The organism is Brevibacterium linens (assembly GCF_003999335.1).
In the GTDB taxonomy this organism is placed as follows: Bacteria; Actinomycetota; Actinomycetes; order Actinomycetales; family Brevibacteriaceae; genus Brevibacterium; species Brevibacterium linens.
Genome location: NZ_CP026734.1, coordinates 2,304,404 through 2,328,616, shown reverse-complemented (window position 1 = coordinate 2,328,616; position 24,213 = coordinate 2,304,404). Strand labels below are relative to the sequence as shown.

The following is a 24,213-nucleotide window of genomic DNA, read 5'->3' as shown; positions in this document are numbered from 1 at the left end:
AGTTCATCGCTGCACCGCCTTCGTGAACAGTCCGTTGGGCTTGATGGCCAGCACCGCCACGAGAACGACGAATGCCACGGCCTCGCCGACCGCTGAGGAGATGTAGGTCGCTGTCATCGTCTCGGCGATCGCGAGTGCGAATCCGCCGACGATGGCCCCCGGAAGAGATCCGAGCCCGCCGAGGATGATGATGGCGAACACCTTGAGGTTGAGTGCGTCTCCCATCGTCGGTGACAGAAGATTGATCGGTGCGACGAGTCCCGCCGCGATGGTCGCGAGCACGGCGGACAGACCCAGCGTCAGCATCGCGACCATCGACGGGTTGATGCCGACGAGCGATGCACCGACGCGATCCTGTTCGATCGCTTCGATCGTCTGACCGTGGATGGATCGTTTGATGAACCACGCCAGCAGCGCCAGCACGATCACAGCGGTGACGATGATGACGATGCGCTGCGCAGAGATCTCGGCGCCGAGTATTCGCAGCTCGCCGGTGATCGGAGTGTCCATGCGGCGGAAGTCGGCGCCCCAGATCGCTTGAGCCAGAGCCTGGAAGAAGAACATCGCACCGACTGCCGCAATCATGTGGTGAGTGTGCGGGGAGTTGCGCAGGGGGTGGAACACGAGACGTTCGAGCCCGACGCCGACGACGAAGAGCACGAGCGCCGCGATGCCGATCGCCGCGATATAGGGAACACCGACAGTTGTGAGGAAGAAGTAGGTGATGTAGGCGCCGAGCATATACAGCGCACCGTGAGCCAGGTTGGGAATGCGCAGCACTCCGAACACCAAGGTCAGACCGATCGCGGCCAGGCAGTAGACGCCGCCCAGCGCAAGGCCGTTGAAGAGCTGTTGGATGAAGAGGGTCATGGTGAATCGGGTCCTCTGCAGGCATGAGTGCGGCCCGGGTGAGGCGCACGGACGCGCCTCACCCCTGGGAGATGCCGCTGACGGAGATTACTTGTCGTCGGATGCCTGTTCGATCGGCACCTTCGTGTATTCGCCGTCCTCATCGAGGAAAGTTGCCTCCAGGTCGGGGTTGAGGAGGTGCCCCTGCTCCGTGATCTCATCGGGGAAGCCATTGACTTTGTATTTGTCATCGACCTCCGGCAGTGCTTCACCGATGGCTTCCCTGATCTTCTCGGGGTCGTCCGTCGTTCCCGCAACCTCCATCGCCTTGGCGATGATCGCTATTCCTTGGTAGTTCAGTGCCGTTTCGCTGGTCGGGACCTTCTTCTCACCGGCCTTCTCGGCGAACTTCTTCAGGAAGTCTTCGGTGCCCGGATCCTGATATTCGGAGACGGGCAGAACTCCGACCGAGTTCTTGAGATTGTCGAGCTCCGTCACCGTCGCCATCTCATCCAGTTTCGCCTGGTCCATGACGAGGAAGCTGCCTTCGAAGCCCTGCTTGCGAGCTTCTTCCATGATCAGAGCGGTCGGTTGGGATGGTCCGCCGACGAAGATCGCGTCGGGCTTCTCGGCCAGGGCTTTCGAGACGGGCCCCGCGAAATCGGACACGGTGGCATAGTCGATGCTGTTGTCTCCGCCGACCTTTCCGCCGGCGTCGCTCCACGCGCTTGTGATCGACTTGGACCACTGCTGCCCGTACTCACTCTGAGTTCCGAGCAGAGCGAGCTTCTTGCCTCCGTGTTCCATGGCGGTTTCGGAGAACTCCGTCGCGTAGGATTCGAAATTCGGGGGAATCATCATCGTCAGAGGATTGTCCGCCTGCACGATCGCCGGATCCGAGGTGTATGCGGAGATGAGGAAGTTCGATCTGCCGCTGTTGATCTGCTGAATCGCCTTGATCGCTCCGGCATTCGGGGAGACGACCACCGGGGCCTTGTCCTGGTCGGCCAGTCGTTGAGCATTGCTGGCGGCAGTCGACGGTGCGTATTTGTCGTCGAGGGACTTCAGCTCCAGAGTCACGGGTTCGCCATCGACCTCGACACCGTCCGCATTGAGATCGGCGATGGCCATTTCGAGGCCGATCTTCACGTTCTCACCGTACGCGGCGCCTCCTCCGCTGAGGGGTCCGGTGTAGCCGATGACGACTGAGTCGCCCTCACCCGAGCCACTACCACCGCCGCCGCACGCGGTGGCGGTCAAGGCGATGGCACCCATGATTGCGGCTGCCGATAGTCTGCGGCGGCGACTTCGCGAGACAGAGTTCATCTTTTCTCCTTTGAAAAGCTCTTGGAACACGTTTGCTCCACACGTTTCCCGAGCCGTCGTCAGTGACCGTGCTCGGAGTCGTCGTCAATCCGTAGTGGACTTCGACTGATGTGAACACTTCCAAATCACTCTGGTGAAGTCAATGGTTTTGAGCTAGATTTTTGAACGTTCGATAATCTTCGGGATCGGATGTGGCCCGGAGGGCATAAGACGAGGTCGGGCGACATGTGCGCAGAAACGTCGGGAGATGTTTCGGGTCGCTGACGCGTTCGAGGCGGCTCTCTGTCTGAAAGGTGAGCAAACAATCGTTCAGTGGCGGATCTGGTCTACAGTGGGCATAACTGCATGCGAGATCTGTGTCACATCAGGTCCGATGCGGACGCGAACCGCAGTTGATGACTCGGTTCCCTTCGGCAATGACGCAACATCATCTTTAGGAGCGTGTTCATGACTCGTACTGCAATCGTCACCGGTGGAGGCCGCGGCATCGGAGCCGCCATCGCCAAGCGGCTCGGAGCCGACGGACTCAAGGTCGCCGTCCTCGATATGGGTCCGACCGACGATACCGTCGCCGCCATCAAGGGCGCCGGCGGCGAAGCTCTCGGACTCGAGGCCGACGTCTCCGACGAGAACTCGGTCGATGCCGCGGTCAAGCAGGTCGCCGAGACCCTCGGTGCGCCGACCGTTCTGGTCAACAACGCCGGTATTCTGCGCGACAACCTCCTGTTCAAGATGACGTACGAGGAGTTCAACAAGGTCCTCTCCGTCCACCTCGGCGGAGCTTTCCTCATGGCGCGGGCCGTCCAGTCCTACATGGTCGACGAGAAGTTCGGCCGCATCATTTCGATGTCGTCGACCTCGGCGCAGGGCAATCGCGGACAGACGAACTACTCCGCCGCCAAGGCCGGTATCCAGGGCATCACGAAGACCTGGGCGATCGAGCTCGGCAAGTTCGGCATCACCGCGAACGCCATTGCCCCCGGCTTCATCGAAACCGACATGACCAAGGCCACTGCCGAGCGCGTGGGGATGGGGTTCGACGACTTCGTCGAAGCTTCGGTCAAGCAGATCCCCGTGGCCCGTTCCGGAAAGCCCGAGGATATCGCTCACACGGCATCGTTCCTCGCCTCCGAAGGCGCCGGTTTCGTCTCCGGTCAGGTCATCTACGTTGCCGGCGGTCCGAAGGACTGATCGCCGCCGTCCTCGCGACGGGTTCACGAACATCTTCGAAAGGTGAGAACTATGAGAGAAGCAGTCATTGTGTCGACGGCCCGCACGCCGATCGGCAAGGCCTACCGTGGTGCCTTCAATGACACCCAGGCTCAGGAGCTGGCCGGCCACGCGATCAAACACGCCGTGGAACGGGCCGGCCTCGAAGGAGGCGAGGTCGAAGACGTCGTCTTCGGTGCCGCTCTGCAGCAGGGCAGCCAAGGTACGAATGTCGCTCGGCAGGCGGCACTGCGAGCCGGACTTCCTGTCACGGTCCCCGGAATGTCGATCGACCGGCAGTGCTCGTCCGGGCTGATGGGCATCACCACCGCGGCGAAGCAGGTGCTCTTCGACGGCCAGGAGATCGCTGTCGGCGGTGGCGTGGAGTCGGTGTCGCTGGTCCAGAACGACAAGATGAACATGTTCCGGGCCAAGGATCCGTGGCTCGAAGAGCGCGTCCCGGGCATCTACTACCCGATGCTGGCGACCGCCGAGGTCGTTGCCGAACGCTACGGTGTCAGCCGTGAGGCTCAGGACGAGTATTCTCTGTCCTCGCAGCAGCGCACCGCCGCCGCTCAGGAAGCCGGTCGGTTCGACGACGAGATCGTGCCTCTGCCGACGACGAAGGTCGTCGTCGACAAGGAGACGAAGGAGACCTCGCGTCAGGATGTGCTGCTCGAAGCCGACGAGGGCAATCGGCCGTCGACGACGCTCGACAGCCTCGCCGGACTCAACCCGGTTCTCGAGCCCGGTGTGGCATCGAAGGTTCCGAGCATCACCGCCGGCAACGCCTCTCAGCTCTCTGATGGAGCCTCCGCTTCGGTGGTCATGTCGAGCGAAGAGGCCAGCCGTCGCGGGCTCGAACCGTTGGGGGTCTATCGCGGCATGGCCGTGGCCGGGTGCGAGCCGGACGAGATGGGCATCGGACCTGTGTTCGCCATTCCGAAGCTGCTGAAGACCCATGGTCTGTCGATCGATGACATCGGGCTGTGGGAGCTCAACGAGGCGTTCGCTGTTCAGGCGCTGTACTGCCGCGACCGGCTCGGCATCGACCCGGAGAAATACAACGTCGACGGCGGCGGCATCTCTGTGGGACACCCCTACGGAATGACCGGTGCCCGGCTTGTCGGGCACGCCCTCATCGAGGGACGTCGCCGCGGAGTGAAGTACGTCGTCGTCACGATGTGCATCGGCGGGGGACAGGGAGCTGCCGGACTGTTCGAAGTCTGCTGAGGCATTCCCTCGGCAGCTGCGCAAGAGCGAAGGGCCGACGATATTCGAGTCGATTCTGACCCGATGTCGTCGGCCCTTTCTGCGTCGACGAGCGGTGTGGATGCCGACTTCTCGCCGGTGGTGTGCCGACAGTGAGCCGTCAGCGGTGATGAAGTCGTCGTAGTCGGACGTCAACGGAGGCTCGTTGCGCAGTACACCTTTCAGAATGGTGGAGGTTCGCCGGAGTCCCAGAACCAATCGCGCAGCTCCGGGCCGTCCTCGTCGTCTGGCAGGGCGCCGGACGGTCCGCCGGTTCTGCTCGGCGAAGACACCGGTGTGAATGCGCAGAGATCCCCGGCAACGAGTTCCCTCCAGCCGGGGGTGCCTTCGGCTGCCGCTGGTTCAGGGCATTCCCGCGCCCGTTTCCGATCGCCGGGAGCCGGGTGCTTCGCATCTGCACCGCCGCTCTGGGCCGTCGATGGCTCAGTGCCAGATCCCCGCTCAATGTCAGAGTCACGCTCGGCGCCAGTATCACTTTCGGGCGCTCGCGCATGGCCGTGGGCGGATGGATCCTCTGTGCTCGACTGCTCCACTGTGACCGCTCGGCACTGTCGTGCGAGGCCACTGCCGAATCGTTCGAGGAACAGCCGGGCATGCTCGACGCTGATGGGGTTGTCCGGTGAGACGACCTCCACGGTCACACCCTTGCGGAAGACATACTCCAAGTGGCCGGGTTCGGTCATCCGCACGTCGAAACTGCCGTTGGTCTTCTGCTGGTGATGCGCCTTGCAGAGACAGTGGAGGTTGCCGAAGCGAGTGAGTCCGCCCTGGGTAGGGTCGGAGTGATTGAACGGGTCAATGTGATCGACCTCTGTCACCTCAGCTGGTTGAGTGCAGCCGGGGAATGTGCACGTCGCAAACTGAGCAACAAGTGTCTTGCGCACGCTGTTGGGAATCGCGTAGGACGCTGCCTTCGCGTCGACAGGTGTCCCGGTCGCCGGGTCGGTGAGCAGCCTGGTCCATGTGGTGGAGTAGCCGGCGACCCGTCGTGCCATGTCGGCAGGGATCGGCGACCCGCTTGGAAGCATACCCGCCAGATCGCACACCTCACTTGAGGTCAGCGGTACGTCAGGGCCTGTGGGCTCTGCTCTTGGAGTGATCGGGGGCGTTGGTGACTCCGTGGGAAGCGGAGGAGCTGAGGCGTCCGTCGTCGGTGGCGGTGCCGCGACGGCTGGCGGAGGAGCTGAGGATTCCCCGGTCAGTGGTAGTGCACCCGGGGGATCCGTGGGCGACAGCGGAGGACTGCCGTCTTCCGACTGGAATTGGCTGAGCAGCGTCAGCAGAGGAACGGTGATGAATGTGCTCGCCTGATTCGCCAGCCAATACTCACTGGTCGGCATATCCAGGAGGAATTCGAAGCTGATGCGGCGCTCGCCGGCATCGAGGATGGGATTGCCGAATGCGTCGACAGCGCCTGCTGATGCCGACTCGGAGCCCTCGGCGGCGGGGCGAGCTCCACTGGCACGCGAGCCGATGAGAGTCGAGAGTGATTCGGCCGCGTCAGGATCGGTCGTGCTGTTGCTGCTGAGGACGGCTTCGAGCAGCTGGGACTCGAACGTGCGTCCTGCCGGAGTGATCGGCGCATTGGGGCGGGATTCGCTCTGTGCTGAGGCTCCCGAATCGGCCGACGCGGCTTGCGTCGGTGCCTCGTAACCATTCTTGTCCATGTCGTCGAATACCCGCTCGATGTAGTCGAGCAGGGCCTCGCCTTCGTGCATCGGGGTGCCGTCGGGGCCGGCGAAGAGGCCGTCGAGAGAGAAATCGGAACTCGTCGACGAGCCGTCTGCGTCATTGGTGCTGATGATGCGCAGCTTCAGCTGAGGACGCGTGCGCGTGAGGATGTCGAACATCAGGGCAGAGATCGACCGTTCCTCATCGAAGCAGTCGCCTGCCTTTAGCTGGCTCGTGAACGCACTCGTATTGTTCTTATGCACTGCCCGGCAGAAGGTATCGAGCCTCCTGAAGCAGGCCTGAAGTTCTGGGGCGGGACCGGTCAGTGTGAGGTAGGCAGTTCCGTCGTCGCCGGTGCTGAAGTCGACCCGACGCCGCAGCGATACGCTCTTCACCGTATCCTCGGCCGGCTGAAGCGCGGCGATCTTCAGCGCGACCGAACGTTTGAACGTCTCGATCGTGATGTCGGCGCGCCTGTGAGCCAGATAGTCGTCGAGCGCAGGCAGATGCTCGAAGTGCAGGTCTCGGCACGCGCGGGTCACACAATCGACATGCTCGATCGTGAAGTCTCCATCCAGACAGCGTTTGAGGAACCGCGGAAGCCCGTGCGCCAGCGTCATCGACGACGTCATGTGCTGGAGCGATCTGCTCGTGGTCGCACCGAGCAGGGTCGAGTACACGCCCGCCTCAGTCGGCTCGATATTGCTGCGCAGCCATGCGAAGAAAGTCATTTCCGGGTCAAAGCCTGGAAAGTCAGGCAGCAGAGCAGGATCGGACAGGAACTCCTCGGCCAACTTCCGGACTCGACGGAGACGGCGACCGGCGGCACGGTCCTTCTTCGGCCCAGCGCTGATGCCGATCTTCGTACCCGATTCGGCTTCGACCTGAGCCACAGCTCGTGTCCACGCCAGATTCTCTCGGTTGGTCCAGGTCCTGCGCGTGGAGAAGAGGTCGTCGGAAGGGAGGTCGACTGCGCAGATCTTCTGGTCGATGGCATCGCAGTCGCGGCTTCGGTGCGAGCCGACGGCACCGTCGGCTGCTTGGGTCTGAGCCTTCTTCTCGCCGAGGCCGGCAAGTGTTCTGCCGGTTTCAGCCGAGGAGTGACGGGTACAGGTCTCGGTGAATGATGCGAATTCATAGACTGCGTCGGGATGGCATCCCAGGAGCCCGAGAGCATAGGCAACATCCTGTGCAACGGCACGACTGGTGGCGACCATGGAGTTGATCTGCGCGAGACTGCTCTGCGTATAGGCATCCAGCAGGTCGACGAGGTCACTGTCTTCGGCCTCTTCCATGCGACGCCCGTGCGCACGACGGAACTGGGACAGGGTCCGACTGTCTGCCTCTGCTGAGGGAGCGGCAGGCAGGAGCGACGTCCGTCCGTCGTTGTCTCCGATGTTCTTCATCGGTGTCTCACCTCTCCACGCCTCTGTGGAAGTCGCTCGTCGGGAAATCGCCTATCTCAATTATATGATCTGCAGGCATATATTAATGTCACAATACGATTACAAATAGAACAAAAGACGATTATTGATCGATCATGACTTATTCATTCTCATCCTCGGCGATGATGCTCTGTTTGTCCTCCGACTCTACAGTTCGGCACTGACACGACAGTGCGATCGAGGTGAGCCCGCCTTCCCGCAGGGGCGCTCCTCGGAACGTGTAGGCCGGCCTTCGCACAGGGGCGGTCCTCGGAACCAGTCGGCCCACCTTCGCGCAGGGGCGATCCGCGGCACTCGGGCCCAGCGAAACCGGTTCGCTAGAATCGGGGACGTGGCAGCGATCGACAAAGACATTCTCCGTTTGGCTCTTCCCGCACTCGGAGCCCTGATCGCCGAACCCATCTTCCTGCTCACGGACACGGCCATGGTCGGCCACCTCGGTGCCGGTGCATTGGGATCGCTGGCGATCGCCTCCACAATCCTGCAGACGGTGCTCGGTCTGATGATCTTCCTCGCCTATGCCACCACACCGCGTGTGGCCAAACGGATGGGATCGGGGGACCGACCGGGCGCGATCACGGCCGGGTTCGACGGAATCTGGCTGGCACTGGGCACGTCCATCCTGCTCATCATCGTCGGGCTGCCCCTGCTGAAAACTGCGATCGAGGCGTTCGACCCGGATCCGGCGATCACGGAGGGCGCACACTCCTACCTGGCGATCTCGTGGTGGGGGCTGCCATTCATGCTCATGGTCATCGCGGCCACCGGACTGCTGCGCGGACTCCAAGACACGAAGACCCCGCTGGTCGTCGCCGCTGCCGGGTGCATCGCCAATATCGGCCTCAACGCCTTCTTCATCTACGGGGTCGGTATGGGGGTCGCGGGATCGGCGATGGGCACGGTTCTTGCGCAGGCCGGAATGTGCGCGGTCTACCTCACCATCTCCGTCCGCGCGGCCCGCCGCCTCCACGCCGGCATCCGCCCCGACTGGACCGGCGTGTTCACTTCGGCGAAGACGTCCGGGTGGCTGCTGGTGCGCAATGCCTCGCTGCGTGCCGCACTCATCCTGCTCGTCTTCCTGGCCACGGCGATGGGCACGACGGACCTCGCGGCGATCCAGGTCGCTCAGAGCATCTTCTTCGCGCTTGCGCTCGCCCTCGACTCGTTGGCCATCGCCGGCCAGGCGATGATCGGCCTCGAGCTGGGCGCCAAGAACACCGAGGCGGTCGCCGCGATCAACCGCCGCCTGTGCCTGTGGGGGATCGTCTTCGGCATCGTCGTCGGCGTCGTCCTGTTCGCCGGCTCCGGAGTCATCCCCCGTGCCTTCGCCTCCGACCCCGCCGTGGTGTCGGCGCTGGCCGCCCTCCTGCCGATCCTGGCACTGAGCATGCCGATCGCGGGCTTTGTCTTCGTCCTCGACGGCGTGCTGATGGGAGCCGAAGACGCGAGATACCTGGCTCTGGCACAATTGGTCGCTGTGATCGGATACGCGATTCTGCTCATTCCGATCATCAGCATCTGGCCGGGAGCACCCGGGCTCTGGGCCGGATTCTGCATCGGATTCGTCGGTTTCCGCGCCCTGACCCTGGGCTGGCGAGTACGCAACCGGGCGTGGATCGATCGCGCCGTCGAGAAAGGAATCTCATGAACGCTGCCCACACTGACGCTCATGATTCGCCGAACACCTCCGCCGAGGCGGCCGGCGCCTTGCTGCGCGGACGGATCCGTCCGCTTCCCGCCGAGACCGATTTCGAGACCTTCCTGCCGTTCCTCGATCTGTGCTTCAACTGGTCGATGGACAGACCCCGGATCGAGCTCGAGGACCTCCGATACCGCAGCGATGCCGTCTTCTACTACCGCGGCTGGGGACGCGAGGGAGATATCGCCGTCGCCGCGCACGCCGAAGCCGATGCGCAGTCGCCGATCGTCGGACTTGCGTGGGTGCGTCTGGCCGATATCGACGACGTCGTCGGCAAAGCCGATGAGCGGGTGGGCGGAGACTTCGCCTCTGCCCTGGACAAGACCGGCACCGAGGTGGTCCGCAGCGAGGTCGTGCCCGACGGTGGTGCCGGGGCGACGGCTGAGGGCCAGCGCGATCCAGAGGCCCAGAACGATGCGGAGGCCGGGGCCGGCCCCGAACCCGGTCAGGGCGGTCAGGCCGACGACTCAACTGCCGAGCCGACTGGCTCCGAGCCGGCAGCCGCCGATTTGACGCCGTCGGATGAACAGACGCCGTTCACCGGCTACGGCTGGGTGGCGGCGGACATCCCCGAACTCTCGATGGCAGTGCTGCCCGACCACCAGGGGCAGGGCATCGGCGGAGCCCTCCTCGACACGGTCTGCGCGCTGGCCCGGATAAGCGGCTTCCCTGCGGTGAGTCTGTCCGTCGAAGACGGCAATGGGGCGGCGAAGCTCTACGCCGACCACGGATTCGAGCCCGTCGGACGCAACGGGGACTCGGACGTGCTCGTCCGCAAGCTCGGCTGAGGCGCAGTCGGCCCCTGACCTTTCTACGGAAGCTCCGGAACCCCTCTACGGAAGCTCGGGAAGTTCGAGCTCCTCGAGCCAAGGACGGACCACCTCGGCGATGTCACGCTCTGTCGACTCGGAGAAGCAGCGGATGAACTCCTCGGTGCTCACCGACGAATGACGGTACCGCTTCGTCCACTCGCCGACGGCGGCGAAGAAGTCCGCATCGCCGAGCTCGCGGCGCAGAGCGTGCAGGCACAGGGCGCCGCGCTTGTACACGCGGTCGTCGAACATGTCCGGCCCGCCCGGGTCGCCGAGCAGAATATCCTGCGGCTGAGCGGACAGCTCCTCCCACCACTGCCTGGCACGTTCATCGGCACTCGCCCGCCCGGACTCCTCCGACCACAGCCATTCCGCGTAGCAGGCGAAGCCCTCGTTGAGCCAGATGTCGCGCCAGCGTGACGGGGTGAGCGAGTTTCCGAACCACTGGTGCGCCATCTCGTGGGCGACGAGGCGCTCGGCCTCCCACTCGGGACCCAGATGATTGGGCCCGAGCACTGACAGGGGCTGCGACTCGAGCGGAATCTCGAGCACGTCATCGGTCACGACCACGTCGTAGACGTCGAACGGGTAGGGGCCGAAGCGTTCGATGAACAGGTTCATCATTCCGTGCTGGACACCGAGGCGCTCGACGGCCACGTCCCAATGATCGTCGGCGTAGACGCCGAGGGGAACGGGGGACTCGGTCCGGCTGTGAGTCGTGCGCCTGCCCGAGGAATCGTGAACGGACACGTCCTTGCCGGCAGCACCGGCGACTCCTCGGGCGGCGCTCGACAGGGCATCGCCGGCCGATCCCGCGACGGCGTCCTTCGCAGCGCCGAGGATTGCGGCGCCGACCCCGGTGGCTCCGGAGCTCAGCGGGATCTGCCCGTACCTGTACCGGCCGATCTGCACCGTCGCCAGGTAGGTCGCCAGGGGAGTCGTCGACTCATACGTCCACCGCGTCCGCCCGGCCTTGCGGGTCTTCTTCGTCAGGGACCCATTGGACACCACCGTGTACTCGGACTCGACGAGCACCGAGATGCGGTACTGGGATTTGTTCGAAGGATGGTCATTGCACGGGAACCATGTCGATGCGCCGACGGGCTGTCCGGCCACGAGCACTCCGTCTTCGAGCTCCTCCCAGCCGATGTCACCCCAGGTGCCGATCGCCGGTTCCGGATTGCCCGTATAGCTGATGTCGATGACCACCGGCTGGTCGCTGCCCAGCGCAGGGGTCGTCAACCGCAGCTTCTTCCCGCGGGCGGAGAAGCGGACCTTCTTGCCGTTGACGCTGGCCTTCGTCACCCGCAGCCCCGTGAGGTCGAGAACGATCGATGAGGTGTCGGAGAGCACCCGGCCCTTGAGCACCGCCCGGGCGGAGAGCCGATTCGGGCCGATGCGGTAGTCGAGGTCGAGATCGTAGTGGTCGATGCGAAGGTCAGCGTTGCCGACGCCCTGGGTATAGGAATCAAGCATGCGATCGGCCTGTCTCTTCGAGTGAGGGAAGTTCTGGGGCATCCACCCAGGGTATGACAGGATTGCCGCTGAAGTAGGCATGCGCCGGCACGAACTCACCGCGCATGACCAGAGACGTCGCTCCCACCGTGGCGTTCTCACCGAGCGTGGATGCCGGGAGGATGACGCTGTTGGGTCCCAAGGTGGCGCCGGGATCGAACTGCACGGCATCGAGGCTCATCACCCGATCATGGAACAGGTGAGTCTGGACCACACAGCCGCGGTTGACCGTCGAGTTGTCCCCGAGTTCGACGAGGTCGGCCTCCGGCAGCCAGTAGCTCTCACACCACACGCCGTGCCCGATGCTGGCGCCCATCGCCCGCAGGTACCACACGATCGCCGGCGTGCCCACGGCGTTCCTGGTGAACCAGGGGGCGGCCACGAGTTCGACGAAGCAGTCGGCGACCTCGTTGCGCCAGATGAATGACGACCACAGCGGATGCTCCCCGGGGCGGATGGGGCCGACGAGGATCCACTTCGCCGCCACGGCCAGTCCCGCCGCCACAGCACCTGCGGCCATCATCACGATGCCCGAGGTGAGCAGGGCCAGCAGCACCGAGGCGAGGAACGTCGTCGACTCTGCAGCCACCCCGCCCGACAGTCCCAGGAAGAACCAGATGGTGAGGACGACTCCGGTGATGAGCAGACCGCCGGCGATGATCGATGAGATCCGCAGCGTCTCCCAGAAGGCACGTGCGGCCCTGACCCCGAAGGTCGGGGCATAGGTGAGCGACTCGTCGGACTCCACGGCCGCGCGGCGCAGCTGCACCGGGGGAGAACCGAGCCACGACGACCCCTTCTTCGCCTTCGCCGGCGCTGCCGAGAGCACCGCGACGAGGGAGTTCTTCGGCACCCTGCGGCCGGGGGAGGCGATCCCCGAGTTGCCGAGGAAGGCGCGTTTACCGACCTTCGCCCGCCCGGCCCGCATCCAGCCGTGGCCGAGTTCGTAGCTGGCGACCATGGTGTCATCGGCGAGGAAGGCGCCGGCGGCGATCGTCGTCATCTTCGGAACGAAGACGACCGTCGAGATCTCCGTGCCCGGCCCGACCTTCGCACCGAGGAGGCGCAGCCACCACGGGGTGAGCATCGACGCGTAGAGGGGGAACAGCAGGTCCCGGGCCATGTCGAGCAGACGCTCGGTCGCCCACACCCGATAACCTCTGGCCGAACGGACGGGGAACTCGCCCTCGTCCATGCCGATCGCCAGAATCCGCACCGCGATGAGGACCAACAGGGCCGTGGTGACGAACCACAGGCACGCGACCACGGGCGACCATGCCGCCAACAGCCAGGGAGACTCGACGACCTCGATCCCGGAGACCCCGAGCATGAGGGCGATGCCCGGCACCACCGCCAGGTACGGCAGGAGCGCATTGATCTGGGAACCGACGGCATAGAACAGGAACGGCAGCCGTCGCCTCGGCGGGGGAGCCGGCCAGGACTTCTTCGCCTTCCCGACGCGCACCACCGGTGAACCCGAGTAGATCTGGTTCTTCCGCACCCGCCCGGTCACCGCCGATCCGGCTTCGACGAGGGCCCCGACCCCCACCTCGGCGCCGGGCATGAGCGTCGACCGGGCACCGATCGTGGCATTGCGACTGATGTCGATGCGTCCGATGCGCAGCAGATCACCGTCGACCCACCAGCCCTTGAGATCGACCTCGGGTTCGATCGCCGCACCCTCGCCGAGGGTGAGGAGACCGGTCACCGGCGGCACCGAATGCAGATCGGCATCGGGCCCGATCCGGTTGCCCAGCAGCTTCGCGTACCAGGTCACCCAGGGAGCGCTCGCCACCGAGACCGCCGCGGCGAGATCCGCGATGTGTTCGGCCAGCCACAGCCGCTTGTGCACCCAGCCCGAGCGCGGATAGACCCCGGGCCGGATCCCGATCATGAGCAGCCGTGCCGCTCCTGCCGAGATGAGCATCCGCCCCCATGCGGTGACGAAGACGAGGAAGAGGACGGCGACGACCGGCCACGGAGTCAGCGGCAGATCCGCGCCCAGACTCACGCCGAGGTTCGCCGCCACCATCGCCAGCACCACCCACCGGACCCCTCCGAGGATGTGCACCGGAATCCCGAGCAGCACCTGGAAGGCCTGCATCCCTCGGGAGGTCCGGGTGATCGTGCGCTTGGGTCCCGTCGGTCCGATCCCGGATCCTTCCTCGCCGAGGCAGAGCCCTGCCAGGGCGCCGAAGCGCGGATGGGCGTAGATATCGCCGACGGTGACGCTGGGATGGCGGGTGCGCAGACGGGACACGAGCTGTGCCGCACCCAGGGAGCCGCCGCCGGCCGTGAAGAAGTCCGTATCGCTGCCCGGACGGGCGCCGAGGACCGCGGCCCACTGCTGCCCCACCCACTCCGTGTCGTGGTCGAAGACCTCATCGGATCCGGCCGCCTCGGTGCCGGCGTCGAGCGGCCAGGGCAGGGCATTGCGGTCGACCTTGCCGGAGGTCTTCGTGGGCAGGTCCGCGACGAGAGCCAGACGGGGAACGAGCGCGGCAGGCAGTTCGTCGCGCAGCCGCGCCTCCCAATCGGGAAGGTCGGCCTCGCCCGCACCGGCACCGGGGGCGAGATAGCCGATGAGGACGTCCGTGCCGGCCGCGGTCTTCTTCACCGCGGCCGCGGCACCTTCGACACCGGGCAGGGCCTGCAGGGCGGCATCGATCTCGCCGAGTTCGATGCGCCTGCCGCCGAGCTTGATCTGCTCATCGGCACGGCCGACGAAGATGAGCCCGGCCGGATCGTTGACGACGAGGTCGCCGGACCGGTACGCCCGGTCCCAGCCGAGGCTCGGCATGGGGGCGAACTTCTCGGCGTCCTTCGCCGGATCGAGGTAGCGGGCCAGTCCGACCCCGCCGATGATGAGTTCGCCGGTCTCGCCTGCGGCGACGGGTACTCCCGCGGCATCGACGACGGCGAGGTCCCAGCCCTTGAGGGGCAGGCCGATGCGCACCGGCTCGGACCCGTCGAGCATGGCCGCACAGGCGACGACGGTCGCCTCGGTGGGGCCATAGGTGTTCCACACCTCGCGGTCGTCGTCGCGCAGCCGGCGGCCGAGCTCGGGCGGGCAGGCCTCTCCGCCGAAGATGAGGAGGCGGACGTTGTCGAGACTCTCTGCCGGCCACAGTGCGGCCAGGGTCGGCACGGTCGAGACGACGGTGATCTGCCGCGATGACAGCCACGGACCCAGATCCATCCCGGACTTCACCAGTGCACGCGGGGCCGGGACCAAGCACGCGCCGTGCCTCCACGCCAGCCACATCTCCTCACAGCTGGCGTCGAAGGCCACGGACAGTCCGGCCAGCACGCGATCGCCGGATCCCAGCGGCTCCTCGACACAGAACAGGGCCGCCTCCGCGTCGACGAAGGCCGCCGCCGAACGGTGAGTGACGGCAACGCCCTTCGGGGTGCCCGTCGATCCGGAGGTGAAGATCACCCAGCAGTCGTCATCGGGAGTGGGCGACCGCAGCTCCGAGCGATCGAGGGGCCCGCGGTCGGTGCGGGATTCGATGTGTGGTCCGGCGGTGATCACCCCGGTCACGGCCGCCTCGGCGAAGACGGTGCGCGCGCGTTCATCCGGGTCGTCGACATCGACGGGAACGTAGGCCGCGCCGAGCATGAGCGTGGACAGGATCGCCAGGTACAGGTCCACCGATCCCGAGGGGACACGGATGCCGACCTTGTCCCCGGGCCCGATTCCGGCAGCGGCCATCTCCAGGGCGAGATCGCGGATCGCGGTGATGAGCTCAGAGTAGCTGAGCACCCGAGCGCCGTCGTCGAGGGCAGGCTGATCGGGATGAGCAGCGGCCGACTCGAGGAGGACGTCGATGAGGGTGCGGTCCTCACGGGGACGTACGGGGGATGGGAACTGCGGTGCGTATTCTCTCACGTGTCTTCCGGGTCGATCGGGAGCTGACTGGTGCCGGGGCGACCGGCACCGCCGGTGAACGTAGCCGACGAAGGTGTCGCGGACGTGAACTCGGGTCGGGACGCCTCATGTGCGCGTTCCGGGTCCACGGCCCCATCGTATCGTCAGCGCTGTCCTGATCAGCGCGCGGATCGTCACGGCGGGGGCGTCCGTGATAGATGTGAGTAGACGACCGTCCACGGTCGACCAGCTGACTTTCAACGATGAGGAGCACGCCCATGGTCACAGTACTCACCCACGCCACAGTCTTCGACGGAACCCGCTTCCTGCCCGGCACCCGGGACGTCGTCGTCGACGGAGGTCGGATCGCCGCGGTGACCGAAGGAGGGCAGGGCTCGCACAACGCCGGAGACAACCACATCGACTGCACGGGACAGACGATCATTCCCGGAGTCATCGACTGCCACGTCCACCTCACGAGCTCCGGCGCGGCAGCCACCTCGAACTTCCACGATCCGTTCTCGCTGCAGTTCTATAACTCGGTGAAGAATATGGAAGCCACCCTCAAGGGCGGAGTGACGACCGTGCGCGACGCCGGCGGCACCGACCTCGGCGCGAAAGTCGCCGTCGAGACCGGTGTGGTGCGCGGTCCGCGACTGACGATCGCCGTGAACATCATGTCCCAGACCGGCGGGCACGGGGACTTCCACCTCGTCTCCGGAGCCGAATCCCCGTTCCTGGCCCCGCACCCGGGCCGGCCGTCGGGAGTCGCCGACGGACTCGAAGAGGTGCAGAAGAAGGCCCGGGAGCTGCTGCGGGCCGGGGCCGACCACATCAAGATCTGTTCGACCGGGGGAGTGCTGTCCCCGCGGGACGACCCGCGGCACTCGCAGTTCACAGAAGCCGAGATCTCCGTCATCGTCGCCGAGGCGGCCGCCCAAGGTGCCCATGTCATGTCCCATGCCCAGGGCGCACCGGGAATCAAGAACGCCGTGCGCGCCGGGGTGCGGTCGATCGAACACGGCATCTACCTCGACGACGAAGCCATCGACCTCATGCGTGAGCACGGCACCTACCTCGTCCCGACCCTGCAGGCTCCGCAGGCCGTCATCAAGGCCGCCGATGCCGGGGCCGGTCTGCCCGCCTCCGTCGTGGACAAGGCCCGGCGCGTCGTCGACGCCCACCAGGAGTCGATCGCCCGGGCCCACGAGGCGGGAGTCCCGATCGCCCTGGGCACCGATGCCGGAGTCGGCCCACACGGGCAGAACCTCGAAGAGATCAGCCTGCTGGCCGAGGTGGGACTGTCCACAACGGAGGCGCTCGCCGCCGGAACTTCCGTGGCCGCCCGGCTGCTCGATGACGATCGGGTTGGGCGGATCAGCGAGGGCGGGCTGGCCGACCTCGTCGTCGTGGACGGTGACCTGCGCACAGCCGACGTCCGCGGAATCGAGGACCGGGTCAACTCCGTCTACCTCGACGGTGCGCTCGTCTGAGCGGTTGACCGACGAGCCACGCCGCCGAGCCACGCCGCCGAGGAACGCCGCCGAGCAACGTCGCCGAGGCGGTACGCCCGGCTCGTCCGTCGGCGAGGGCACAGCCGCCTCGGCGAGTGAGATCGGTCTCGACCGAATGTTCAGTGAGGCAAACCTAACCTCATGAGGCTATGATGGGAGCGACCGATCCATCAGTCCGCAGCGCGCCACTGCGGCGAGAATGCCCGGAGGGAGGAGTGGCCCGCACCGATGAATCCGCTCGACTGGTCGTTCCCGATCGCCGTGACCTGGCTGATCATGTTCGGCATCATCATCTGCCGCGCCGGCGGCACCTTCCTGCTCGGTCGCTTCGCACGCAGGGGAATCCGCCGATTCGCCCGGGTCGAGAGGATCATGGCCGGGCCCAAATACCGCCGCGCCGAGGACACGATCGACCGCTTCGGGGCTCCCGTCGTGGCACTGAGCTTCCTCACCATCGGGCTGCAGACGGTGGTCAACCTCGCGGCCGGAACCACGGGGATGCGTTACCGCCGCTACATCCCGGCGCTCGTCGTGGGCGGATCGCTGTGGGCGCTCATCTACTCGACCGTCGGGTTCCTCGGCTTCACAGCGGTGGCGCGGGCCTACCGGGCCGAACCTGGACTGACCGTCGGGCTGGGACTCGTGTTCGTCATCGCGATCATCGGTCTGCTCATCGGACTGCGCAGGGACCGCGACCCCGCCGAAGAGTCGACCACCGCCTCGGCGAACTGACGGGCCTTCGCCCGCAGCCGGCGGCGAACTGGCAGGCCTTCGCCGGCAGCCGGCGGCCGACCGAAGGCCCTTGGTCCGACTGAAGGTCCGTGGTCCGCAGTTCTCGGTGTCCGTGTGGCAGGCCGTGATCCGAAACAGTGTACGAATTCAGTAAAGTGGGACAGCGTCAGGGTCGATGGGACGAGTCTGCTCGTCGACAGTGAGTGAAGGAGTCCCCGGATGGTCGTGGCCTGGTGGAGCATCATTCCGTTCGTTCTGCTTCTCGGATGCATCGCGGTGCTCCCGCTCATCCCGGCTACGGAGACGATCTGGGACCGCAACCTCGTCAAGCTCATCGTCGCCCTCGTCCTCGGCGTGCCGATCGCCGTGTGGTTCCTGCTCAGCGGGGAGTCGGCGACCGTCATCCACGCGCTGCTCGAGTACTTCCAATTCATCATGCTCATCGGCAGCCTCTTCGTCGCCTCGGGCGGGATCTTCCTCGTCGGCGACATCAAGGCGACACCGCGGAACAACACGATCTTCCTCGCCGTCGGCTGTGTGCTCGCCTCGTTCATCGGCACCACGGGCGCGGCGATGCTGCTCATCCGCCCGATCCTCAACACGAACCAGGACCGCAGGCACCGCACCCACACGGTCATCTTTACGATCTTCATCGTCGCGAACTGCGGTGGTCTGCTCACACCGCTGGGCGATCCGCCGCTGTTCCTCGGCATGCTGCGTGGGGTCCCCTTCGAATGGACGTTCGGGCTGTGGCCGTACTGGCTGTTCGTCAATGCTCTGCTGCTCATCAGCTACTTCGCCCTCGATACGAAGATGTATGCGAAGGAACCGGTCGAGGCCCTGGCCAAGGACGCCGAGCATGCGACGAAAATCGGCCTGCGCGGTGCCAGCGGTCTGCTGTTCCTGGCGATCATCATCGTCGCCGTCGCGTTCATCCCCTCGGTCGACCTGCACGCGATCGACACGGGACATGCGAGTGCTTCGGACTTCGTGCCGTGGCGCGAGCTCGTCATGCTCGTGTCCGCGGCGACATCGTTCCTCGTCGGTGATCGCGGTGCCCGGTTCAACCTCAACAAGTTCACGTGGACGCCGATCCTCGAGGTCGGAGCGCTCTTCATCGGCATCTTCCTCACGATGATGCCGGCCCTGGCCTACCTCGGCCAGGTCGCCCACAAGATCCCGCTGGGCGAGATCTCCCTATTCGTCTTCACCGGCGGTCTCTCCTCCGTCCTCGACAACGCCCCGACCTATGTCACCTTCTTCGAGATGGCCGCTCAGGTGCCGGGCGAACCGCGAGTGGCGGGAGTGTCCGAGACGCTGCTCATCGCGGTCTCGCTCGGTGCCGTCATGGGCGGGGCCATCACCTACATCGGCAACGGGCCGAACTTCATGGTCAAATCCGTCACGGATTCGGCGAACGTGGCGATGCCGAGCTTCGGCGGCTATGTGTGGTGGTCGCTGCGCCGCCTCGTCCCGATCCTCGCCTCGATGGTGCTCGTCTTCATGACCGACTCGCTGTGGTGGAGCCTGCTCGGAGTCCTTCTCGCGCTCGTGATCCTCGGACAGGCCGGGCGAGACCTGCGCGCAGCGACAATCGTCGAGACAGAATGAGGGCCGCGGCCGGAGTCGGGCTCTACTTCACCGGCAACGGGGCCGTCTTCGCGGCTCTCCTGCCGTGGTATCCGCTGCTGGTCGACCGACTCGGGCTGAGTTCCTGGCAGTTCGGCCTTGTCGTCGCCTGCTTCGCCGTCGGGTCGCTGCTGTCCTCGGCCCTGCCTGCCGCGCTCATCACCCGGTTCGGAGCCCATCGAGTCGTCATCGGAGGGACTGTGATGCTCGGTGCGGCCGCCTGCGCGACGGTCTGGTCGGTCAATGGCGTGATGATGGCGATGTGTCTGCTCCTGCTGGGTTGCTGCGATGCGATCGTCGACGTCGCGCAGAACGTCGTCGGCATCTCCGTCCAGGAGAGATCAGGCCGCACGATCCTGTCATCGATGCATGCGCTGTGGAGCCTCGGCGGACTGCTCAGCGGAGCCGCTGCGACCGCGGCCGCCAGCTCCGGCGCCGACATGCGGGCGTGGCTGGCGCTCATCGGCGTCACGACCGTGCTCGTCACCATCGTGGGACGGCGACTCATCGGCGGCTCTGCCTCACCGAGGCGGATCGCCGGCTCCGATCCGAGCTCGATGTCCGATTCCGGGGCCGACTCCGGATCGGAATCCGGATCGGACTCCCGTGCGGCTGATCTGACCGGAGAGGTTGAGCGCGCGAGCCGTGGCGGCGCCGGGGCCGTGGGACGTTCGAAACTTGCGGTTCTCTTGGCGGCGCTGCCCTTGGCGATCGTGGCGATCTGCGGCGCCGTGGTCGAAGACGTCGCGAACAACTGGGCAGGGCTGGCCGCGGTCGATTTCGCTGACGTTCCGGCCGCCTCGGCGGGGATCGCCTTCAGCATCGTCATCGGCAGCCAATGCCTCGGACGATTCAGCGGAGACGTGCTCGTGGCGAAGTTCGGGGCCGGCCGGATCGCGCGCCTCGGGGGCGGACTCATCGCCGTGGGCGGGGTCGGCGTCATCGCGGCCCAGGAGCCGATCCTGCTGCTCATCTCGATGGGAGCGTTCGGATTCGGGTCTGCGACGCTCGTGCCCGGTGCACTCGGCGCTGCCGGTCGACTGCCCGGAGTGGGCCGGGCCGGGGGAGTGACGCTTGTGAACTGGCTGATGCGGGTCGGCTACCTCGGGACGAGCCCGCTGATCGGGGTCGTCGCCACCGGAGCCGGACTGCGCTGGGGCCTCGGCATACTCGTGCTCGTCGGCATCCTGACGATGGTCTTCGCGAACCGCTTGGACGTGCGCCGGACCTGACGCTTGCCGGAGTCGGCGCGGGAGCGGGGTCGAGATTGCGCAATGTATGGGTGGACTCGAGATTACGCAGGGTGCAGAACAGTTCCGGGAACGAAAAATGTGCCGCTACCTCGTCGATGCGAAGCGGCGACACATGTGGTGGTCGGGCTAGCGGGATTTGAACCCACGACCTCTTCACCCCCAGGTAGACGGTTCAGCCCAGATCCTTGATTTTCCGGGCTTTTCTGCCCCTCAGAAGGTCCCTTTTCACGTCATGGATTGCATGATTTGCATGCGTCAGGTCCCGGCCAGGTCCCGGCTCTTGGTAGCCACCGGCAGATCCGTCAGGGGTTTATGTGGGGTTTATGGATGCATTGCCGGGCGCCGCGTCGTAGACGTGCTGGTAGGCGGCGAGGACAACCGGCTTGCCGCCCGCGACGCTCCGGGCCCTCGTGGCGACGTCGGCGAGCGCCCCGAGGGTCAGCACCGGCTTCCACGGCTCGATGTAGACGGCGTCCTGCGGCGAGGCGCCCGTGCCCCAGGTGGGGAAGTCGTTCACGTTGTTGAAGACGAGGCGGCTCTCGGGCAGACGCTCCCGCACCCCCTCGATCAGCGAGACGAAGGATGCCGCGACGTCGACCGGCGCGCCGTCCGGCGTGGCGGCGTGCTTCGGGTAGCCGTACTGGTCGAGATGGAATCCGTCGAAGCCGACGCTCTCGGTCGACGCCGCCAGGTCCTCGGCGAGGTGCGCGAGCTACTCCGGCGCGGCGGGGTCGAGGATGAACAGGAAGTCGCCGAGCGCGTACGGCTCCCCCGTCGGCTTCCGCAGCGCGTGCTGCTGCCAGCGCGGCCATTCCTGCGGTCCCACCGCGTACACCGCCGCATAGCCGTATGACGCAGTGCCGGCATCGCGCAGGGCGTCCACGAGAGCGCGGACGGTCTCGAGAGTGATGGGCTGACCCAGCGCGTCGTCGTACTGCTCGCCACCGCCGAGCAGGTCGGCGTGCCGATAGGCCCAGTCGTAGAACTGGATGCCGTTGAGGTGCAGGGGACGGGCGAGATCCGCGACCGCCTGGACGTCCTTGCCAGGGCGGTAGCTCGCGACGAAGCCGTAGCGGAGGCGCGATCGCGGATCGGCCGTGACCTCGACCGCCGTGCGCACGACCCCCGCGGTCGTCTCCAGCTCGATGCCGTAGCCGCCGGGGAGCAGCGAAGGCGGCGTCTGCAGCGTTCCGGGATGCAGCGGCCTGCGGTGCACGACCTCGCCGAGGCGGCGCACGACGAACTCGCCCGCGGCTGGAACGTCGCCGCGGAGCTCGATCACGACGGGCTCGCCCGGCCGATAGCTTGTGCGGGTGGGGAGAAGAGTGAGCATTTTCATCCTTTGACGGCCCCCGAGGTGAGGCCCTGTACGAAGTGGCGTTGGAAGACGAGGTAAACGATGATCACCGGGATGATCGCAATGATCGAGGCCGCGAACACCAGACCCCACTGCGTCGCATTCTGCCCCTGGAAGAGCTGGATCGCGATCGGCAAGGTGCGGTTCTGCGGGGAGTTGATGATGGTGAGCGCCCACGCGAACTCGTCCCAGCTGGCGAGGAACGTGAAGATCGTCGCGGTCGCGAGCGCCGGCCGCGCGAGCGGCAGCGCGAGGCGCCAGTAGCGGGTCCACGCGTTCGCGCCGTCCATCTGCATGGCGTGGTCGAGCTCGCCCGGAAGGGCCGCGAAGAAGCCGCGCAGCAGGAACGTGTTCAGCGCGAGGGAGCCGGCCACGTAGAACACGACGAGCCCGGCGAGCGAGTCGAGCAGCCCGAAGTACTTGGCCAGCACGAACTGCGGGATGATCAGCATCATCGCCGGAACCATCAGACCAATCAGCAGGATGCGGAAGATCCACTCCCTGCCCGGGAAATCGAACCGGGAGAAGGCGTAGGCCATCATAGAGCTGATGAGCACCGAGAGCGCGGTGGAGATCACCGCCACGATGAACGAGTTCAGGGCGTAGCGCGCGAAGTCCTGCGTGGTCCACGCCTGCACGTAGTTGTCGAAGGTGAACGGGTCGGGGATGAACTGCGGGGGCGTCGTCAGCACGTACGCCTGCGGCTTGAACGACGTCGACAGCATGTAGGCGAACGGCGTCACCATGACGACCGCGCCGACGATGAGCACGACGACGCGCAGGGCGGTGAGCGCCCGGCGGGATGCGACGGGGGTCATCGGTTCTCCTCCTTCTCGCGGAACACCCGCAGCTGGATCGCCGAGGCGAAGAAGACGATGATCGTAAGGATGACGGCGAGCGCCGAGCCGTAGCTGAAATCGAGATCGGAGAAGGCCTGCCGGTACATGTAGGTCAGCAGCACCTCGGACTGCCCTCCTGGCCCGCCGCCGGTCATGAGCAGCACGGAGGTGAACACGTTGAAGCCGCCGATCACGAGCATCACGATGACGAAGATCATGGCCGGCCAGATCGCCGGCAGCGTGACGACGCGGAAGCGCTGCCACCACCCGGCTCCGTCGACCGTCGCCGCCTCCTCGAGCGACTTCGGCACGCCCTGGAGGGCCGCGAGGAAGATCATCATCGACCAGCCGACGCCCTTCCACACGCCGAGGGCGCAGATCGCGATCATCGCGGTCCAGCGCTCGGAGAGCCAGGAGGTGCTCCCGTCGGTGAGGTGTAGGAGGTCGCCGAGCGTGAAGTTGATGAGTCCCTCGTCGGCGAACAGGTATTTGAACAGCAGCGAGACGACGACCCAGCTGGTTACGACGGGCAGGTAGTACAGCACGCGGAAGAGCGGCTGCGCCGGTGCCTTCGAGCGCAGCAGCATCGCGACGGCGAGGCCGAGCACGATCTGCGGGGGCACCGTGAAAAGCATGTAGATGCCGCTGTTGCCGAGGCTCAGCCAGAAGCGGTCGTCCTGCATCGCGCGGAGGTAGTTGTCGAGGCCGATGAACTCGCTGGCGGCGCCGCGCAGGATGTTCCAGTCGTAGAAGCTGATCTGCACGGCCTGCGCGATCGGGTACAGGATGAACAGCCCGAACAGCAGCACGCCGGGGAGCAAGAAGAGGTAGGGGGTGAGGGAGACCCGGCGCCGGCGGCGCGGCGGAGGGGACTGCGGGCGCGGGACGGCCGGAGCTGCCCCGCGCTCATGCTGCAGAAGGGCCATCACTTGTTCTCGGCGAGGAGGGCATCGATCTGCTTCGCGGCGGAGCTCAGCGCCTCCTTGACGCCGACCTTCCCCTCGAACGCGGGCACGAGCTCGGTGCTGAGGATGGCGTCCACTTCGCCGGCCTGCGGGATGGGGAGGCGGGCGCGTGCGGTCTCGAGCTGATCCGAGAACGTCTGGAAGTAGGGGTCGATCTTCGCCTGCGCGTCGGCGAACTCCGGCTTGACCGTCATCTGGCCGACCTTCGCCATGCCCAGCTGGTAGGCCTCGGACTGCGTGAACTCGACGAACTTG

16 protein-coding genes and 1 pseudogene are annotated in these 24,213 nt (G+C 65.9%); 8 read left to right on the top strand and 9 right to left on the bottom strand.

Going from position 1 to position 24,213, the window contains the following annotated elements:
• Positions 1–3: 3 nt before the first annotated feature.
• Positions 4–870 (bottom strand): branched-chain amino acid ABC transporter permease, encoded by an 867-nt coding sequence (locus CXR29_RS10565; protein ID WP_025780096.1) that lies wholly within the window; start codon positions 868–870, stop codon positions 4–6.
• 87 nt (positions 871–957) lie between these two features.
• Positions 958–2,124 carry an ABC transporter substrate-binding protein gene (locus CXR29_RS10560; RefSeq protein WP_241241412.1) on the bottom strand — a complete coding sequence of 389 codons (1,167 nt, stop codon included), beginning with the start codon at positions 2,122–2,124 and terminating at the stop codon, positions 958–960.
• 498 nt (positions 2,125–2,622) lie between these two features.
• On the opposite strand from CXR29_RS10560, the gene CXR29_RS10555 reads away from it, so the two are divergent.
• Both CXR29_RS10555 and CXR29_RS10550 read left to right on the top strand, forming a co-directional pair.
• Positions 2,623–3,366, top strand: a complete 744-nt coding sequence (locus tag CXR29_RS10555; protein WP_101553332.1) for an SDR family oxidoreductase — start codon at positions 2,623–2,625, stop codon at positions 3,364–3,366.
• Positions 3,367–3,417: 51 nt separating this feature from the next.
• Entirely contained in the window at positions 3,418–4,617 is a 1,200-nt protein-coding gene (locus tag CXR29_RS10550; protein ID WP_101553333.1) for an acetyl-CoA C-acyltransferase, read from the top strand.
• Positions 4,618–4,817: 200 nt separating this feature from the next.
• Here CXR29_RS10550 and CXR29_RS10545 read toward each other — a convergent pair whose 3' ends face one another.
• Positions 4,818–7,733, bottom strand: coding sequence for a hypothetical protein (locus tag CXR29_RS10545; protein WP_241241411.1), 2,916 nt, complete (start codon positions 7,731–7,733; stop codon positions 4,818–4,820).
• 370 nt (positions 7,734–8,103) lie between these two features.
• On the opposite strand from CXR29_RS10545, the gene CXR29_RS10540 reads away from it, so the two are divergent.
• Both CXR29_RS10540 and CXR29_RS10535 read left to right on the top strand, forming a co-directional pair.
• Entirely contained in the window at positions 8,104–9,420 is a 1,317-nt protein-coding gene (locus CXR29_RS10540; protein WP_101593271.1) for an MATE family efflux transporter, read from the top strand.
• Positions 9,417–10,259 carry a GNAT family N-acetyltransferase gene (locus CXR29_RS10535; protein WP_127364487.1) on the top strand — a complete coding sequence of 281 codons (843 nt, stop codon included), beginning with the start codon at positions 9,417–9,419 and terminating at the stop codon, positions 10,257–10,259. The genes CXR29_RS10540 and CXR29_RS10535 overlap by 4 nt, the downstream gene beginning before the upstream one ends.
• 45 nt (positions 10,260–10,304) lie before the next feature.
• Here CXR29_RS10535 and CXR29_RS17680 read toward each other — a convergent pair whose 3' ends face one another.
• Together CXR29_RS17680 and CXR29_RS10525 are read right to left on the bottom strand one after the other, a co-directional pair.
• Positions 10,305–11,759: a M1 family metallopeptidase gene (locus tag CXR29_RS17680; RefSeq protein ID WP_241241410.1), complete on the bottom strand. Its 1,455-nt coding sequence runs from the start codon at positions 11,757–11,759 to the stop codon at positions 10,305–10,307.
• Positions 11,752–15,690: a Pls/PosA family non-ribosomal peptide synthetase gene (locus tag CXR29_RS10525; protein ID WP_101553337.1), complete on the bottom strand. Its 3,939-nt coding sequence runs from the start codon at positions 15,688–15,690 to the stop codon at positions 11,752–11,754. The genes CXR29_RS17680 and CXR29_RS10525 overlap by 8 nt, the downstream gene beginning before the upstream one ends.
• Before the next feature lie 257 nt (positions 15,691–15,947).
• Here CXR29_RS10525 and CXR29_RS10520 point away from each other — a divergent pair, with 257 nt between their 5' ends.
• From CXR29_RS10520 to CXR29_RS10505, 4 genes are all read left to right on the top strand, one after another.
• On the top strand, positions 15,948–17,162 hold the full coding sequence (locus CXR29_RS10520; protein ID WP_101553338.1) for a metal-dependent hydrolase family protein: 1,215 nt from the start codon (positions 15,948–15,950) through the stop codon (positions 17,160–17,162).
• Between the two features lie 249 nt (positions 17,163–17,411).
• Positions 17,412–17,915 carry a DedA family protein gene (locus CXR29_RS10515; protein ID WP_101553339.1) on the top strand — a complete coding sequence of 168 codons (504 nt, stop codon included), beginning with the start codon at positions 17,412–17,414 and terminating at the stop codon, positions 17,913–17,915.
• Positions 17,916–18,134: 219 nt separating this feature from the next.
• Entirely contained in the window at positions 18,135–19,526 is a 1,392-nt protein-coding gene (locus CXR29_RS10510) for a sodium:proton antiporter (RefSeq protein WP_101553340.1), read from the top strand.
• Entirely contained in the window at positions 19,523–20,776 is a 1,254-nt protein-coding gene (locus CXR29_RS10505) for an MFS transporter (protein ID WP_101593276.1), read from the top strand. Before CXR29_RS10510 ends, CXR29_RS10505 begins: the two co-directional genes overlap by 4 nt.
• Positions 20,777–21,107: 331 nt before the next feature.
• Here CXR29_RS10505 and CXR29_RS17855 read toward each other — a convergent pair.
• The 4 genes and pseudogenes from CXR29_RS17855 to CXR29_RS10485 all read right to left on the bottom strand — a co-directional run bounded on the left by CXR29_RS17855 (position 21,108) and on the right by CXR29_RS10485 (position 24,170).
• Positions 21,108–22,130 (bottom strand): annotated as a pseudogene (locus tag CXR29_RS17855) (glycoside hydrolase family 66 protein).
• A 2-nt stretch (positions 22,131–22,132) separates the two neighbouring features.
• Complete coding sequence (locus CXR29_RS10495) at positions 22,133–22,972, bottom strand: carbohydrate ABC transporter permease (RefSeq protein ID WP_101621227.1); 840 nt, start codon at positions 22,970–22,972, stop codon at positions 22,133–22,135.
• Positions 22,969–23,919: a carbohydrate ABC transporter permease gene (locus CXR29_RS10490; RefSeq protein ID WP_127364486.1), complete on the bottom strand. Its 951-nt coding sequence runs from the start codon at positions 23,917–23,919 to the stop codon at positions 22,969–22,971. Before CXR29_RS10490 ends, CXR29_RS10495 begins: the two co-directional genes overlap by 4 nt.
• Complete coding sequence (locus tag CXR29_RS10485; protein WP_101593281.1) at positions 23,919–24,170, bottom strand: type 2 periplasmic-binding domain-containing protein; 252 nt, start codon at positions 24,168–24,170, stop codon at positions 23,919–23,921. The genes CXR29_RS10490 and CXR29_RS10485 overlap by 1 nt, the downstream gene beginning before the upstream one ends.
• Between the last annotated feature and the right edge of the window lie 43 nt (positions 24,171–24,213).

What these genes read in the sequence shown, in the direction of transcription:
- CXR29_RS10565 (WP_025780096.1), bottom strand. Translation starts at nt 870, where the DNA reads ATGACCCTCTTCATCCAACAGCTCTTCAACGGCCTTGCGCTGGGCGGC.
- CXR29_RS10560 (WP_241241412.1), bottom strand. Translation starts at nt 2,124, where the DNA reads ATGGGTGCCATCGCCTTGACCGCCACCGCGTGCGGCGGCGGTGGTAGT.
- CXR29_RS10555 (WP_101553332.1), top strand. Translation starts at nt 2,623, where the DNA reads ATGACTCGTACTGCAATCGTCACCGGTGGAGGCCGCGGCATCGGAGCC.
- CXR29_RS10550 (WP_101553333.1), top strand. Translation starts at nt 3,418, where the DNA reads ATGAGAGAAGCAGTCATTGTGTCGACGGCCCGCACGCCGATCGGCAAG.
- CXR29_RS10545 (WP_241241411.1), bottom strand. Translation starts at nt 7,733, where the DNA reads ATGAAGAACATCGGAGACAACGACGGACGGACGTCGCTCCTGCCTGCC.
- CXR29_RS10535 (WP_127364487.1), top strand. Translation starts at nt 9,417, where the DNA reads ATGAACGCTGCCCACACTGACGCTCATGATTCGCCGAACACCTCCGCC.
- CXR29_RS17680 (WP_241241410.1), bottom strand. Translation starts at nt 11,759, where the DNA reads ATGCTTGATTCCTATACCCAGGGCGTCGGCAACGCTGACCTTCGCATC.
- CXR29_RS10520 (WP_101553338.1), top strand. Translation starts at nt 15,948, where the DNA reads ATGGTCACAGTACTCACCCACGCCACAGTCTTCGACGGAACCCGCTTC.
- CXR29_RS10515 (WP_101553339.1), top strand. Translation starts at nt 17,412, where the DNA reads ATGAATCCGCTCGACTGGTCGTTCCCGATCGCCGTGACCTGGCTGATC.
- CXR29_RS10510 (WP_101553340.1), top strand. Translation starts at nt 18,135, where the DNA reads ATGGTCGTGGCCTGGTGGAGCATCATTCCGTTCGTTCTGCTTCTCGGA.
- CXR29_RS10505 (WP_101593276.1), top strand. Translation starts at nt 19,523, where the DNA reads ATGAGGGCCGCGGCCGGAGTCGGGCTCTACTTCACCGGCAACGGGGCC.
- CXR29_RS10495 (WP_101621227.1), bottom strand. Translation starts at nt 22,972, where the DNA reads ATGACCCCCGTCGCATCCCGCCGGGCGCTCACCGCCCTGCGCGTCGTC.
- CXR29_RS10490 (WP_127364486.1), bottom strand. Translation starts at nt 23,919, where the DNA reads ATGGCCCTTCTGCAGCATGAGCGCGGGGCAGCTCCGGCCGTCCCGCGC.
- CXR29_RS10485 (WP_101593281.1), bottom strand. Translation starts at nt 24,170, where the DNA reads ATGGCGAAGGTCGGCCAGATGACGGTCAAGCCGGAGTTCGCCGACGCG.